Here is a 14,877-nt window from a genome sequence, read left to right on the forward strand (position 1 = left end):
AGGCAAGCTGCTCGCCTCGTTCAACCTGGCACTGCGCAAGCGCCCGGTCAGCACCGTTCAGATCGACAGCGCCATCGAGCGCATCGAAGAAAAACTGCTCAACCTGGGCCAGCGCGAAGTGATCTCCAGCCGCATCGGCGAGCTGGTGATGCGCGAGCTCAAGAAGCTCGACAAGGTGGCTTACATCCGTTTTGCCAGCGTGTACCGCAGCTTTGAAGACATTGACGACTTTCGCGCGATGGTGGATGAAGTGCGCAAGTAGCCTGTGCCATCCACGATAGAAGAGTCACAGGCACTAATTTCAAGTCTTTTTGGCCTCTAGCGCTTATGCAACAAGCGCTAGCAGCTATTAATTTAGCAGCGATTCATAACTGAGTGGATCAGCAGTTCCGCCAGTAGGCGGGCGCTGTCGCCCAGGCTACACAGAAAAATCTCAAATTGATAGCTACCAGCGCTTATTGGATAAGCGCTAGAGCCATATTTCATTAAATATTTGGCACCTGAGATGTCAGCGCACCCTGCGCGGGTGCACGACAATGCGCCCGGTGAAAACCCGCCATTTCCTGCAGCTGGTGCTGCTGTCTGCCCTGTGGGGCGCCTCATTTCTCTTCATCCGCATTGCCAGCCCGGTGCTGGGGCCCAACGTGATGGCGGCGCTGCGCATTGGCCTGGCCACGCTGACGCTCATCGGCATCATGCGGGTGGCCCAGGAGCCGTGGCCCTGGCAGCATTGGCGCGAACTGTTTGGGCTGGGCACGCTGACCGTGGCCCTGCCTTTTTTGCTGTACGCCTGGGCCGCCCTGCATTTGCCCGCGGGTTACAGCTCGCTGCTCAATACCATGGCCGTGCCTTTTGGCGTGATTGCCGCCGCGTGGATGAAGGAAGACACCCTGAGCACCCGCAAGTGGCTGGGCTGTATCTGCGGCTTTGCGGGGGTTGCGCTCATCGTGCAACTGGGGCCGGTAGAACCCACCCCGGCCCTCCTGACGGCAGCCGCTGCGTGCGTGACGGCCTCTGCCTGCTACGGCATCTCCACCACCTGGATGAAGCGCGCCACCACTCGCATGTCTCCGCTGGCGATTGCCGCGGGCATCCACGGCGCCGCGCTGGTGCTGCTGATGCCCGGCGCTGTGTGGAGCCTGCCCGACGCACGCTTCACGCCGGGTGCTCTGGCGGCGGTGGCGGTGATGGGCATCGTGACCTCGGGCATGGCCTACTGGCTCAACCTGCGGGTGCTGAAGCACGTGTCGCCCGTCGCGGCGATGAGTTCGGCCTTCATGATCCCGCTGTTTGGCGTGGCATGGGGGCACATCTTCTTAGGCGAGGCACTCGGCCCCGGGATGGTGTGGGGGGGCACGCTCGTGCTGGTGGCCACGGGGCTGGTGACGGGCTTCAACCCCTTGCGATGGCTGGCGGCGCTGCGGTCACGCAACGCAGACTAAATAAGAGCGGTTAACAAAACTCTTCTGGCGTTGTTGCCGCGTCTTGTCGTACTGCTCGTACTGCCTGCAATGCAGCGCCTAGCCAGAACCGCTTCGCTGAGTTTTGTTAGCCGCTCTAACTGACCTGCCGGGGGCCCGATACGGGGTGAAATGGGTGGCGTCCACCCCCGGGTCAGCGTCCGACCCGCGTGATGCGGTCTGCAGCGGGCGGAGACACCGGGCTTTGGGTGCGAAAGTACGCCTCCAGCGCATCCACATCGAGCATGCCCACGCGGCGGTCCCGGCCCTGCGCCAACACCGAGAAGTTGTCACCCCCGCTATCGAGATAACTGCTCATCACCACACGCACCTGCGCATCGGGCAGCAACGGGGCCCCCTGCAGCAGCATGCCGCTGACGCGCGCACCGGGCGGCTGGGCAAGGTCGTAGCGGTAGGCAAAATCCTTGGACACCGACAGCACCCGGGGGCGCTGCACGGTGTTGCTGCCACTTGCAAACTGCTGCTCCAGCGCGGCCTGGATCTGCGCACCGGTCAGGGTTTTGACGACCAGCTGGTTGCCAAAGGGCTGCACCCCAAACAATTGCCCAAAACGCACCAGGCCTTGTTCGTCCGGCACCAGATCCGCCCGCAGCCCGCCCGGGTTCATGAATGACAGCTGCGCACCGCCCTGCTCGGGCGCGCGGGTGGCCAGCCATTGCGCATCGGCAATCAGGTTGCCCAGCGCACTCTCCAGCGATGCAGCGGTCACACGCCGCACGGCCGCAGTCGCTTGCCCCACGGGCCGCTGGGCCAGTGGCACGGCCGCAGCGCGGTAGGTGTCGATGATCTTTTGCACCTGCGCATCCGCCGCAAATGCGGGGAAAGCACCGCTCACGGGCACATGCCCTTGGCTGCTGGTGAACGGCTGGCTTTGCACCACCAGGTTGCGCGCGGTCTTGCTCACCACGCGGCGCGTCCGGGTGTCCACGCGCAGCTGGATATCGGTCAACAAGGTTCCGTATTGGCCCGCGCTGGTCAGCAGAAAAGGTTTGGCCGCGTTGACACGGCCGTAGTCGCACACGTAGGCCTGGTGCGTGTGACCGGAGACCACCACATCAATGGCAGGGTCCAGCCGCTCCAGGATGGGCAGGATGTCGCCGCTCAGGCCCGCGCAACTCTGCTCCAACGGCCCGGCAGGGGTCTGCCCGCCTTCGTGGATGACCACCACAATCACGTCGGCGCCCTGGGCTTTGAGCTGAGGTACCAGCGCATTGGCCGTCTCCGCTTCGTCCTCGAACCGCAGCCCGGCCACACCCGCCGGGGTCACCATGGTGGGGGTGGCTTTGAGGGTGAGGCCAATGAAACCCATCACCACCGTGGCGCCGCCTTGCGTAAACCGTTTGATCCCCGTGGCGGGCAGCAAGGTGCGCCCATCGTCGTGCACAGTGTTGGCAGCCAAAAATCCAAACTGCGCACCCGCAAAGGGCTGGCTGATTTGGCAGGGCTGGCGGCTGGTGTGCTGTTCGCAGCCGCCGTGCTGCAAGCGCAACAGCTCGCGCCAGCCACGGTCAAACTCGTGGTTGCCGACGGCATTGAAGTCGATCTGCATCTGGTTCACGGCTTCGATGGTGGGCTCATCCAGAAACAGCGACGACACCAGCGGAGAGGCCCCCACCATGTCCCCCGCCGACACCACGGCATGGTGCGGCCCACGTGCCTTCAGGGCTGCCACGGCGCTGGCCAGATAGGCCACGCCTCCGGCGGGCACCGCCACTGGGCCTCTCGGCCCTGGCACCGTGAGCGCTATGCCGGGCGGATCCAAATGGCCATGCAGATCATTGAACCCGATCAGCGTGATGTCGATGTGAGGAGGCGTGCTGACCGGCGCGGGGGCATGCCAAGCGCTGCTGCAGCCCGCAAGCGCGATACCAACCCCGACCAAACCGATGGCGGCGGCGCACATCCTGCGCGGCGACACCAGACCTTGACGAGGTTCGACCGATCTGCCGGGCATGCTGCGCGTCTCCAAGATGGCGCCGAGCCGTTGAAACGCCTACAGAAACGAGGCCTGGATGGGTGGCACGGGTTGCACCACGTCCGCGCACTGGGCCCTGTGGCGCAAGGCGTGGTCCATGATCACCAGGGCCAGCAACGCCTCGGCAATCGGGGCGGCGCGAATGCCCACGCAGGGGTCGTGGCGCCCTTTGGTGATCACTTCGGCGCTCTGGCCGTGGATGTCGATGGACTCGCGCGGGCTGATGATGGAACTGGTGGGCTTGATCGCAATGCTGACTTCGATGTCTTGCCCGGTGCTGATGCCGCCCAACACCCCGCCAGAGTTGTTGCTGCGAAAGCCCTGTGGTGCCATCGAATCGCCGTGCATGGTGCCGCGCTGGGCCACGCTGGCAAAACCAGCACCAATCTCCACACCCTTCACGGCATTCAAGCCCATCATGGCGTAGGCAATGTCCGCATCGAGCTTGTCGTACAGCGGCTCGCCCAGGCCGACCGGAACGCCGGTGGCCTGCACGCGAATGCGGGCGCCACACGAATCACCCGCCTTGCGCAGGGCGTCCATGTAGTCCTCGTACTGCTGCACGTCGGCCACGGGAGCGAAGAAGGGGTTGCTGCGCACATGGTCCCAGCTCTCGAACGGGATGGCCAGCTCGCCCAGCTGCGTCATGCAGGCGCGAAACTGCACGCCGTATTGCTGGGCCAGCCATTTCTTAGCCACTGCACCGGCGGCCACTGTAGGCGCTGTGAGACGGGCCGAAGAACGGCCACCGCCGCGGGGGTCGCGGATGCCGTATTTGTGCCAGTAGGTGTAGTCGGCATGGCCGGGGCGGAAGCTCTCGGCGATGTTGCTGTAGTCCTTGCTGCGCTGGTCTGTGTTGCGGATCAGCAGGGCAATCGGCGTGCCTGTGGTTTTGCCCTCGTACACGCCGGACAGGATTTCGACCGCGTCAGGCTCGTTGCGCTGCGTGACGTGCCGGCTCGTGCCAGGGCGGCGCCGGTCCAGATCCGCCTGAATATCGGCCTCTGACAGCGGCATGCCGGGTGGGCACCCGTCAATCACGCAGCCAATGGCCGGGCCGTGGGATTCACCAAAGTTGGTGACTGCGAATAGGGTGCCAAAGGTATTGCCGCTCATGGCGCGGGATTATCCCAGAGCCGGGGGCACCGACTCCGTTTGCCGCCACGGGGATACATCCTCTGGCCCACAGCGTCGGAAGCACAGGCTGTGCACAGATCGCGGCCCCATCCCCGATATTGCACTTGGCAGCGAAACACTCAGTTGCTAGCATGGGCAGACGACCACTGGGATATTCATGCCCGTCTCTGCACCGCCCTCTTTCGGCCCACCCTTTGCACCTACCCCGTCCCTGCCAGCCCCCTTGGCTGACGCGCCTTTGCGCCGGGCGCTGGATGCCAGCGATGACGCCATCGTCCTGAGTGATCGGTCACGCCACGTGGTGTACATCAACGAAGGCTTCACCCGCCTGTTCGGGTTCGGCCCCGAGGAAGTGTTGGGAAAATTCCTCAGCGCCGTGCTTTTTGGGGCCCATACCGATCCAGAACTGCTTGAAAAAATCCGTGAGAACGTGACCGCGCAGGGCTGCTATCGCGTGGACACCTTGCTGTACAGCAAGAATGGCCAGCCGTTGTGGATCTCCATGGTCATCAACGCCTCCAGTGACGCATCGGGAGGGCCCGGAGGCAGCATCACGGTGCTGACCGACATCACGCTCACGAAGATGCACGAGGTCTTGCAAAGGCGCGTGCTCGAAGGAATGGTCAACGAACTGCCTTTGCCCAACCTGATGGCCTTGGTCTGCCGCGAGGTGGAGCGCATTGCGCCAGAGGTGACAGCCTCCATTCTGGGGGTGGATGAAGAGGGCCGGTTGCATCCGCTGGCTGCGCCGCGGCTGCCGCCCGACATCTGCGCTGCGCTGGATGGTGCGGCCATCGGGCCCCTTGCGGGATCGTGTGGCACGGCGGCGTTTCTGGGTGAGCCTGTGGAGGTGATCGACATCTCCACCGACGCGCGGTGGGCAGACTACCGGGGTCTTTTCGCAGCCAGCGGCCTGCGGGCGTGCTGGTCGAGTCCCATCCTTGACCACAGCGGCAAGGTGGTAGGCACGTTCGCTTTTTACTTTCGCGAGTCCCGCGGCCCCAATGAATTGCATCGCCGACTGGTGGACGCCTGCCTGCACTTGTGTGCGCTGGCCATCGAACGCGACACGACCCGCCAGCGCATTCACCAACTGGCTTTTTTTGACGTGCTCACCGGGTTGCCCAATCGATCCATGTTCTGCAGCAGCGCGGAGCGCATGCTGGCCAACCTCGAACGCAACGACCAAGCAGGGGCGCTGCTGTTTGTGGACCTCGACCGGTTCAAACAAGTCAATGACACCCAGGGACATACTGCCGGCGATGCCTTGCTGAGTGAGGTGGCAGACCGGCTCACCCAGTGCCTGCGAGCACGTGACCTGATAGGCCGCCTGGCTGGCGACGAATTTGTGATGCTGTTGTCTGAATGCGGCACAGAGCAAGCCATACAAATCGCACACGGCATGCTGGCGGCTATTGCGCAGCCCATGGACATCCTCGGGCAAAACTATGTGCCCCACGCCAGCATCGGCATTGCGATGTTTCCGGACGATGGCGAATCCATCGACACCCTGCTGCGCCACGCGGACCAGGCCATGGTCCAGGCCAAAAGCGACCACCGGCACAGCCTGCAACTCTTCAGTGCCGAGATGAATCGGCGTGCGCAAGAGCGTGCCGCACTGGAGCGCGCTTTGCGCCAGGCCCTGGCAGAGCGCAGCCTGACCCTGCACTACCAGCCCCAGGTGCTCAGCAGCGAGCCGGGTGGTTTTTTGCATGGGGTAGAGGCGCTGGCGCGCTGGAACCACCCTGAATGGGGCCCTGTGCCGCCCAGCCAGTTCATCCCCGTGGCCGAAGAAGCGGGACTCATCCATGATCTGACGCTCTGGTTGCTGGACGAGGCCTGCGGCCAGTTGGCGGCGTGGCGCGCAGCAGGCTATCGCGTGCCCTGCGTAGCCGTCAACCTGTCAGGCCGCAGCTTTCATCAACCAGATTTCGCCCAGGCCATCAGCCGTGCGCTCAAAACCCACGGCCTTCACACCAGCGACCTCCTGCTGGAGATCACCGAAAGCGTGATGATGGACGCGCGGCCTGTGACGCTGACCAACATCGAAGCGCTCCACCGCGAGGGCTTCAAGCTGTCGCTGGACGACTTTGGCACGGGATATTCGAGCCTGAGCTACCTGCACCGGCTTCCCATTTCTGAACTCAAGCTGGACATGGCCTTTGTCCAAGACCTGACCACCAGCCCCACTGCGCGTGCGCTTACGGTTTCGGTGCTGAGCATTGCGCAGAGTTTGGGCATGGTGGTCGTGGCCGAAGGCGTGGAGACCAGTGGCCAACAGCAGTGGCTACAGTCTCAGGGCTGCCCGGTCATGCAGGGCTATCTGTTTGGCAAGCCAATGCCAGCCGACGAACTGGAGGCTTGGTTGCGTGGCCAAATGTCGCTGGGATGATTGATTGCGCCCTGCCGTTTTGGCTCGGTAAAGGTGTTCAGGGGCGGGACTCGTCTTCTGGCCAATCGCGGATGTAGGCCTTGAGCATCTTGTTCTCAAAATTCTGGCTGTCCACCACGGCCTTGGCCACGTCGTAAAAGCTGATCACACCCATCAGCATCTTGCGGTCCATCACCGGCATGTAGCGTGCGTGGCGGTCCAGCATCATGCGGCGCACTTCGTCCATGTCGGTCTCTAAGGTGCAGGTCAGCGGCGCATCGTCCATGGCCGTGCGCACCAGCATCGTGCCCACGCTGCCCCCGTTCTTGACCACAGCCTGGATCACCTCGCGGAAGGTGAGCATGCCCACCAGGTCTCCGTGCTCCATCACCACCAGCGAGCCGATATCGCGGTCGGCCATCAGGCTCACGGCACCGGCCAGCGGCTCGTCCGGCGTAGCGGTGTAGAGGGTGTTGCCTTTGACGCGAAGGATATCGCTGACTTTCATGGTGCGGAGTCTCCGGGAGAGCGGGAAGAGTGTGTGCGGGCCCATGGGCATGTTCACATCCGCATCGGGTGCTCACGTGCCGCAGGCCATTTGCCAGCAAATATAGCCCACAATGCCCGCCTGCATTGACAACATGGGAGACACAAGATGCCCGGTTACTCCGACCCCGGCTTTGACACGCTGGCGCTGCACGCAGGCGCCAGCCCCGACCCCGCCACGGGCGCACGCGCCACGCCCATCCACCTGACCACGTCGTTCGTCTTCGAATCGAGCGACCACGCGGCCTCGCTGTTCAACCTGGAGCGCGGCGGCCACGTGTACAGCCGCATCAGCAACCCCACCAACGCGGTGCTGGAGCAACGCGTAGCGGCCCTCGAAGGCGGCGTGGGCGCTATCGCCACCGCCAGCGGCCAGGCCGCGCTGCACCTTGCCATCGCCACGATCATGAGCGCGGGCAGCCACATCGTGGCCAGCACGGCGCTCTACGGCGGCTCGCAGAACCTGTTGCACTACACCCTCTCGCGATTCGGCATCGAGACCACCTTCGTCAAGCCCGGCGACATCGACGGCTGGCGCGCCGCGGTGCGCTCCAACACCAAACTGTTCTTTGGCGAGACCGTGGGCAACCCCGGCCTGGATGTGCTGGACATCCCTACTGTGAGCGCTATCGCGCACGAGGCCGGTGTACCGCTGCTGGTGGACTCCACCCTGACCTCGCCCTGGCTCATCAAGCCGTTTGAACATGGCGCCGATCTGGTCTACCACTCGGCCACCAAGTTCCTTTCGGGCCACGGCACCGTGGTGGGTGGCGTCGTGGTGGATGGCGGCAGCTTCGACTGGGACGGCCCGAAGTCTGCGGATAAGTTTGCCGAACTGACCCAGCCCTACGACGGCTTTCACAACATGGTGTTTACCGAAGAAAGCACCGTGGGCGCCTTCCTGCTGCGCGCCCGCCGCGAGGGCCTGCGGGACTTTGGTGCGTGCATGAGCCCGCACACCGCATGGCTCATCCTGCAAGGCATTGAGACCCTGCCGCTGCGCATGGCACAACACATGCGCAACACGGAGAAAGTGGTGGAGTTCCTGGCAGCGCAGCCTTTTGTGTCGCGCGTGGGCCACCCCATGCTCGCATCTCATCCCAGCCACACCCTTGCACAAAAACTGCTGCCGCGCGGTGCAGGCTCGGTGTTCAGCTTTGACCTCAAGGGCAACCGTGAGCAAGGCAAGAAGTTCATCGAAACCCTCAAGGTCTTCAGCCACCTGGCCAATGTGGGCGACTGCCGCAGCCTGGTGATTCACCCGGCCAGCACCACGCACTTCCGCATGACCGACGAAGCGCTGGCGGGTGCGGGCATCAGCCAAGGCACGATCCGCCTGTCCATCGGCCTCGAAGACGCCGACGACCTAATCGACGACCTCAAGCGAGGGCTCAAGGCCGCCGAGAAAGCAGTAAACCCATGAACCCCCACGCTCATCACTTCGTGTATTCGCTGCCCCCCAAGGGGGCACAGGCCTCCCTTGGGGCGGCCCGGCGGGAGTCCTGACCATGCACCTCCAAATCAACGGCGCTGCCATCTATTGCTACACCGGCGGCAAGGCGTTCGATGCCACCAAACCCACCGTGGTGTTCATCCACGGCGTGCTCAACGACCACAGCGTGTGGGCACTGCAAAGCCGCTACATGGCCAACCACGGCTGGAACGTGCTGGCCATCGACCTGCCCGGCCACTGCCGCAGTGGTGGCGAGGCGCCTGCATCGGTAGAACAAGGCGCGGACTTCATCGGCGCGCTGCTCGATGCAGCAGGCGTTCAGCGCGCTGCGCTGGTGGGCCACAGCTGGGGCTCGCTGATTGCCATGGAGGCTGCTGCGCGGCTCAAGGACCGCATCAGCCACCTGGTGCTGGTGGGCACTGCCTTTCCCATGAAAGTGTCGCCAGCGCTCATCGATGCGTCGCAGACCGACCCCGAGAAGGCCATGCGCATGGTCAACGTGTTTTCGCGCAGCACGCTGGCAGCGCCACCCTCGGCGCTGGGCCCTGGCACCTGGGTGTTTGGCGCTGGCATGGCGCTCGGGCGCAAGGTGCTTCGCAGCAACTCGCAGGTCAACGTGTTTCACCGGGGCTTTGTGGCTTGCGACAGTTATGCGGGCGGCGAGGCTGCCATGGCGCAACTCACCTGCCCCGTGCTGTTCGCACTGGGTGGCCAAGACCAGATGACACCGCCCAAGGCCGCGCAGGGCCTGATCGGCGCTGCCCGCGCGGCGGGCAAAACCGTGCAGGTGGCGCATCTGCCCGTAGGCCACAACCAGATGACCGAGGCGCCGGAGGAAACACTCGCCGCCCTACGGGACTTCCTGGTGCGCTGATACCCAATGACCAGCAACCCCGGCGCGCTGAAAAGCCCGCCGGGTTTTTTGTATGCAGACCTGTTGGCGACAGTGCACCCGCACTGCCCCGCTGGTGCGCCCTGAGGCTGCGGCGTATAACGCGGGCAGAGCCCCAACGCCGCCAGGAGACCACGCCATGACCATCCAGACCGCCCCCCGGGACCCCGCGCCAAGTACAGACCCTCGTGCCTTCAAGCGCTTTGCCGATTTCTACCCGTTCTACCTGAGCGAACACAGCAACCGCACCTGCCGCCGCCTGCACTTTGTGGGCTCGACGCTCACGCTGGTCTGCCTGGCCATGCTGGTCGCCACGGGCAAGCCGCAGTACCTGCTGTACGGCCTGCTCTGCGGCTACGGCTTTGCCTGGGTCGGGCACTTTGGCTTTGAGAAGAACAAACCCGCCAGCTTCAAGCGACCGCTCTACAGCTTCATGGGCGACTGGGTGATGTACAAGGACATCTGGACGGGAAAAGTCCGACTGTGACTGTTTTTTTGAATCAAATCGGCCTGTAGCGCTTTATTCATAGACACAGTTAGCTATATTTTATATAGCAAAATCACCACCAAAAAACGACAGGTCCAGGCTGCTGGCCACCTCACGCGAGCGACTCAACCCACCCGCAACACATCGGCCATGTGCAAGGTTTCCAGCTGGGCTTTGGCCCACAGCGGCCCCAGGCTTTCCACCCGCTGCAGCAGCAAACGCTGCACCAAGGGCGCAAGCAAGGTGCTCTCGGGGTCGGCCAGCAGCACATAGCGGGACTCCGGCACGTCGGCAGCGCTCACGGCTGCGTCGTTCACCTGCCCCACCCAATCCAGGGCGGTCAGTGCCTCCAGAACAGGCTCCAGCTGCAGCACGTCCACCCGCAGCAGTTGCGCCAGTTGGCTGGGGCGCAAACCCCGCTTAGCGTGGCGACGGGCGCGGTGCAGTTCTTGCAGCACTTCCACCGCCAGCTGAAACGTCCAGCCCGCCACGGTGCCGCGCCGCGCCACACCGGCCAGCAAACTGGGCAGGTAGGCCGTGACCACCGCCCCAAGCAGCACGATGACCCAGGCCACATAGATCCAGATCAACAAGATGGGCAAGGTCGCGAAGGCGCCGTACACCACGGAATACGTGGGCACTTTGCCCAGGTAAAGCGCCAGTACCTTCTTCGCCAGCTCAATACACACGGCCACAAAAAAGCCCCCGGTCCACGCATGCCGCCACTTCACCGGGGTGTTGGGCACATAGTGGTACAGCGACGCCATGCCGCCTGCCAGCACCAGAAACTGGATCGAATCGAACAGCAGTTGGACGCCATCAGGCAAGCGCTTGACCAGGCCACCAGACGCTGACATCACATACGACGTGAGCGCCAGGCTGGCTCCCATCAACAGCGGGCCCAGCGTGATGGCGGCCCAGTAGATCAGCACGCGCTGCCCCAGAGGCCGCAAACGCTGCACACGCCAGATGTCATTGAGTGTGCGGTCGATGGTGAGGATCAGCGCCAGCGCCGTGGCCAGCAAGATGCTGAACCCGGCCACCCCCAGGCTGCTGGCCTTGGCCGCGAACTGCGTGAGGTAGCCCAGCACCTGGCGCGAGATGCTGTCGGGCACCAGGCTGCTCACCAGCCAGCCCTGCAGCGCATCCTGCAGCTTGCCGAAGATGGGGAACGCGGTGAACACGGCCAGCGCCACGGTGAAGAACGGCACCAGCGCCAGGATGGTGGTGAAGGTCAGGCTGCTGGCGGTCAAGCCCAGGTGGTCCTCACGAAAGCGCTCACGCAGGGTTTGCGCTGTGGTGCGCCAAGGAAATTTGGACAGCTCGGTGATCAGCGCTTCTAAGCGCAGCGCTACTGTCTGTAAGGAAAAAGGCATGGCCGATATGATGCCACCCCAATGACCGCATCCCCCACCGCCCCCTCCCCCGCGCTCGCGGCCTCCGACAACGGCGTTGCCGCCACACGCTGGCTGGCCACTGGCAGCCTGTTGGCACTGATTGTTTTGTGCCTGGCCTGGGAGCTGGTGCTGGCCCCCTTGCGCCCCGGTGGCACGTGGCTGGCCATCAAGGCGCTGCCGTTGTGCATTCCGCTCGCAGGCATTCTCAAAAACCGCATGTACACCTACCGCTGGGTCAGTCTGGTGATCTGGCTGTATTTCACCGAAGGCGTGGTGCGTGGCTGGAGCGACCAACCTCCCTCGCAGTGGCTGGCCCTCGTCGAAGTGGCCTTGTGCCTGGTACTGTTTACCGCCTGCACGTTGCATGTGCGGCTGCGCCAGCGCAACGCCAAAGCCGCCGCGGCACTTGCCGAGGCCTCTGCCGACAGTGGCACCGCTGCACCCGCTGTCCACTGACACAAGCACCCCTTCGCCATTTCAAGCCCCAACGGCACCAGGACCACCTCACCTGAATCTGGCGCCTTTGGACTGACCAAGAAAAGACCCTTGCCCATGACCACCCTCATCGACACCCTGCGCACCCTGGTCGGCCCCTCCAACGTCCTCACCGAAGGCGACCTCACGGCCTGGGAACAAGACTGGCGCCGCCGCGTGCGCGGCAAGGCCCTGGCCGTGGTGCGGCCTGCCAACACGCAGGAAGTGGCGACCGTGGTCAAGGCCTGCGCGGCGGCGGGCACTTCCATCGTGCCGCAGGGCGGCAACACCGGGCTGGCCGTGGGCTCGACACCCGATGATTCCGGCACGCAGATCGTGCTGAGCCTTACGCGCATGAATGCAGTGCGCAGTGTGGACACCGACAACCTCACCATGACGGTCGAAGCCGGCTGCATCCTGCAGAACCTGCAGGACGTGGCGGAGAACGCGGGTGTGCTGTTCCCCCTGTCGCTGGCGGCCGAAGGCAGCTGCACCATCGGCGGCAACCTGGGTACCAACGCGGGCGGCACGCAGGTGGTGCGCTACGGCAATGCACGCGACCTGTGCCTGGGCCTGGAAGTCGTCACCGCACAGGGCGAGGTGTGGGATGGCCTCAAGGGCCTGCGCAAGGACAACACCGGCTACGACCTGCGCGACCTGTTCATCGGCAGCGAAGGCACGCTAGGCATCATCACCGCGGCCACGCTCAAGCTGTACCCCGCGCCCGCCGCACGCCTGACGGCCTGGGCCGCCGTGCCGTCGATGGAACATGCCGTGGCACTGCTGGGCCTGGCACACAAGCAACTGGGCGCCGGACTCACGGGGTTTGAGGTGATGGGCCAGTTTGCGCTGAGCTTGGTGGGCAAACACATGCCACAGCTGCGCGTGCCATTTTTGGGCGATGAGAGCGCGCCCTGGTGCGTACTGCTTGAGAACTCCGACAGCGAATCCGAAGAACATGCGCGCGCGCGTTTTGAAGCGCTGCTGGAGACCGCCTTCGAGGCTGGCTGCGTGACCGACGCCGTGGTGGCCGAGAACCTGACGCAGGCCAATCAGCTGTGGCACATCCGCGAAAACATCCCGCTCGCGCAGGCCGAGGAGGGACTGAACATCAAGCACGACATCTCGGTGCAGATCTCACGCATCCCCGCCTTTGTCGCGCATACCGATGCAGTGCTACAGCGTGAGATCCCCGGCGTGCGCCTGGTCAATTTTGGCCACCTGGGCGATGGCAACCTGCACTACAACGTGCAGGCACCGGTCGAAGGCGATGCAAAAGCCTTCTTGCGCGACCATGAGCAGCATGTGCACCACCTGGTATATGAAGCCGTTGCCGAGTTCGGTGGTTCGTTCTCGGCCGAGCATGGCATCGGCGAACTCAAGGCCGACAAGCTGGAGAAGTACCAGTCGCCCGTCGCGCTGTCGATGATGCGTGCGATCAAGCAGGCGCTGGACCCGCAGGGCATCATGAACCCGGGGCGGGTACTGAAGGCCTAGGCCGCCCAGCACTGAGAAATCAGCGCCGGATCAGCGCGGGAATGGCAGGCCGCACACGGCCAGCAGTTCGCGCATCTGGGGCAGCAGCCCCCTGCCAAACGCATCGGCCTCGTACATGGCATAACGCTCCAGGGCGCGTTGCGCGAAGTCAGGGGCATTAACTGCAGCAGCCACCAGCAGATCGGGGTGGTAGTTCAGCAAGCGGTAGTTGCTGCGTTGGCGCAGGCCCACGAAGGGGCATTCCTCATCCGGCACGCGGTTGGCCCAACTGTCCAGATCCTGCAGACTGTGCAACTGGTCCAGCCAGTCCAGCACGGCCCTGTCGTACAGCGCCGCCAGTTCATCCCGGCGCGTGGCGGCACTGTCTGCGCTGCCCATGGGCAACTCGTAGATCACTCCTCCCGCCTGTTTTTGGAACAGTGCCGGTGGCTCCAGGTAAGTGAAGGGCAGTCTGTGCGTCTGCGCGAAGTGCTGCAGGGACACCTTAAAGGCCGGCCCGCCGTCGCTGTTAAGAGCGGACTTGAGGTGGGCGGGCAATGCCAGGCGTATCCACACGCCGTGGTGCAAGGTGTCTCGCACCATGTCCGAATACACCAGCGCCTCGCCCACGGGCAGCTTTTTCTTGAACCAGCATTCGCCCCGCACCTTGCGCCAGCCCCGCTGCGTAAACAAGGGCTCCAGCGATTGCTGCACCCAGCGGCTGCGCGCCGAAGGTGACAGGTCGAGATCCGGCGACACGGGCACATCCGCCACGGCAGGCCCAGGCCCAGCAGGGCCGATCATCTGCCCCGAGGGCGTGTGCACCTGGCCGCTCTGCGGATCAAAAACCACCCACCCCAGCGCAATGGCCGTCTTCTCGATCACCGGCAGCACCACCTCCAGCTCGGCCACGGACGGACTGAGGCTTTGCACCAATGCAAAGGGGTCTGGCTCCGGGATTTCGGTCCAGTAGTCCTCCGGCTCGCCGTCTTGGGGCAGCGCGGATGCAATGGCCTCCAGCAGCTGGCCCGCCGCCGCATCGGGGCTAAAGCTCAGTTGTTGGCGCAGGTCGCGCAGCGTGGCTTGCGCGTCCTCACTGGAAACAGGGATGGGATGGCGCCAAAGGTGCAGGACGTAGCTCATGGGCAGGCAGTGACGAGGTAGAGACGGGGGCAATACAGCGCACAT

The 14,877-nt window shown here is 64.2% G+C and carries 13 protein-coding genes; 8 read left to right on the top strand and 5 right to left on the bottom strand.

From position 1 onward, the window contains the following. Window positions 1-262 (top strand): ATP cone domain-containing protein (locus ACK41V_RS15225; RefSeq protein ID WP_409783446.1); only part of this gene is annotated, 262 nt, incomplete at its 5' end. A gap of 274 nt (window positions 263-536) precedes the next feature. Further along, window positions 537-1,442: a DMT family transporter gene (locus tag ACK41V_RS15230; protein WP_409783447.1), complete on the top strand. Its 906-nt coding sequence runs from the start codon at window positions 537-539 to the stop codon at window positions 1,440-1,442. 172 nt (window positions 1,443-1,614) lie between these two features. Here ACK41V_RS15230 and ACK41V_RS15235 read toward each other — a convergent pair whose 3' ends face one another. Both ACK41V_RS15235 and aroC read right to left on the bottom strand, forming a co-directional pair. Then, a complete protein-coding gene (locus ACK41V_RS15235; protein WP_409783485.1) occupies window positions 1,615-3,384 on the bottom strand; it encodes a bifunctional metallophosphatase/5'-nucleotidase in 1,770 nt (589 codons plus the stop codon). Between the two features lie 90 nt (window positions 3,385-3,474). After that, a complete protein-coding gene (gene aroC, locus ACK41V_RS15240) occupies window positions 3,475-4,572 on the bottom strand; it encodes a chorismate synthase (RefSeq protein WP_409783448.1) in 1,098 nt (365 codons plus the stop codon). Window positions 4,573-4,750: 178 nt separating this feature from the next. Between aroC and ACK41V_RS15245 the strand changes: the two genes are divergently transcribed. Further along, the gene (locus ACK41V_RS15245; RefSeq protein WP_409783449.1) at window positions 4,751-6,985 is read left to right on the top strand and encodes an EAL domain-containing protein; all 2,235 of its coding nucleotides are present in this window, start codon (window positions 4,751-4,753) and stop codon (window positions 6,983-6,985) included. Between the two features lie 37 nt (window positions 6,986-7,022). On the opposite strand, the gene ACK41V_RS15250 is transcribed toward ACK41V_RS15245, so the two are convergent. Beyond that, a complete protein-coding gene (locus ACK41V_RS15250) occupies window positions 7,023-7,472 on the bottom strand; it encodes a CBS domain-containing protein (protein ID WP_409783450.1) in 450 nt (149 codons plus the stop codon). A gap of 147 nt (window positions 7,473-7,619) precedes the next feature. On the opposite strand from ACK41V_RS15250, the gene ACK41V_RS15255 reads away from it, so the two are divergent. From ACK41V_RS15255 to ACK41V_RS15265, 3 genes are all read left to right on the top strand, one after another. Continuing rightward, window positions 7,620-8,933: an O-acetylhomoserine aminocarboxypropyltransferase gene (locus ACK41V_RS15255; protein ID WP_409783451.1), complete on the top strand. Its 1,314-nt coding sequence runs from the start codon at window positions 7,620-7,622 to the stop codon at window positions 8,931-8,933. An 85-nt stretch (window positions 8,934-9,018) separates the two neighbouring features. Then, window positions 9,019-9,837 carry an alpha/beta fold hydrolase gene (locus tag ACK41V_RS15260; protein WP_409783452.1) on the top strand — a complete coding sequence of 273 codons (819 nt, stop codon included), beginning with the start codon at window positions 9,019-9,021 and terminating at the stop codon, window positions 9,835-9,837. A gap of 157 nt (window positions 9,838-9,994) precedes the next feature. Beyond that, on the top strand, window positions 9,995-10,342 hold the full coding sequence (locus ACK41V_RS15265; protein WP_409783453.1) for an Mpo1-like protein: 348 nt from the start codon (window positions 9,995-9,997) through the stop codon (window positions 10,340-10,342). Between the two features lie 125 nt (window positions 10,343-10,467). On the opposite strand, the gene ACK41V_RS15270 is transcribed toward ACK41V_RS15265, so the two are convergent. After that, window positions 10,468-11,718, bottom strand: coding sequence for a YihY family inner membrane protein (locus ACK41V_RS15270; RefSeq protein ID WP_409783454.1), 1,251 nt, complete (start codon window positions 11,716-11,718; stop codon window positions 10,468-10,470). A gap of 21 nt (window positions 11,719-11,739) precedes the next feature. Between ACK41V_RS15270 and ACK41V_RS15275 the strand changes: the two genes are divergently transcribed. Next, entirely contained in the window at window positions 11,740-12,195 is a 456-nt protein-coding gene (locus tag ACK41V_RS15275) for a DUF2069 domain-containing protein (protein ID WP_409783455.1), read from the top strand. 96 nt (window positions 12,196-12,291) lie between these two features. After that, window positions 12,292-13,710: an FAD-binding oxidoreductase gene (locus tag ACK41V_RS15280; protein WP_409783456.1), complete on the top strand. Its 1,419-nt coding sequence runs from the start codon at window positions 12,292-12,294 to the stop codon at window positions 13,708-13,710. Window positions 13,711-13,740: 30 nt separating this feature from the next. Here the strand turns inward: ACK41V_RS15280 and ACK41V_RS15285 are convergent, their stop codons facing one another. After that, window positions 13,741-14,832: a hypothetical protein gene (locus ACK41V_RS15285; RefSeq protein WP_409783457.1), complete on the bottom strand. Its 1,092-nt coding sequence runs from the start codon at window positions 14,830-14,832 to the stop codon at window positions 13,741-13,743. Window positions 14,833-14,877: the final 45 nt, after the last annotated feature.

Source organism: Acidovorax sp. (assembly GCF_046291265.1).
GTDB lineage: Bacteria > Pseudomonadota > Gammaproteobacteria > Burkholderiales > Burkholderiaceae_C > Acidovorax.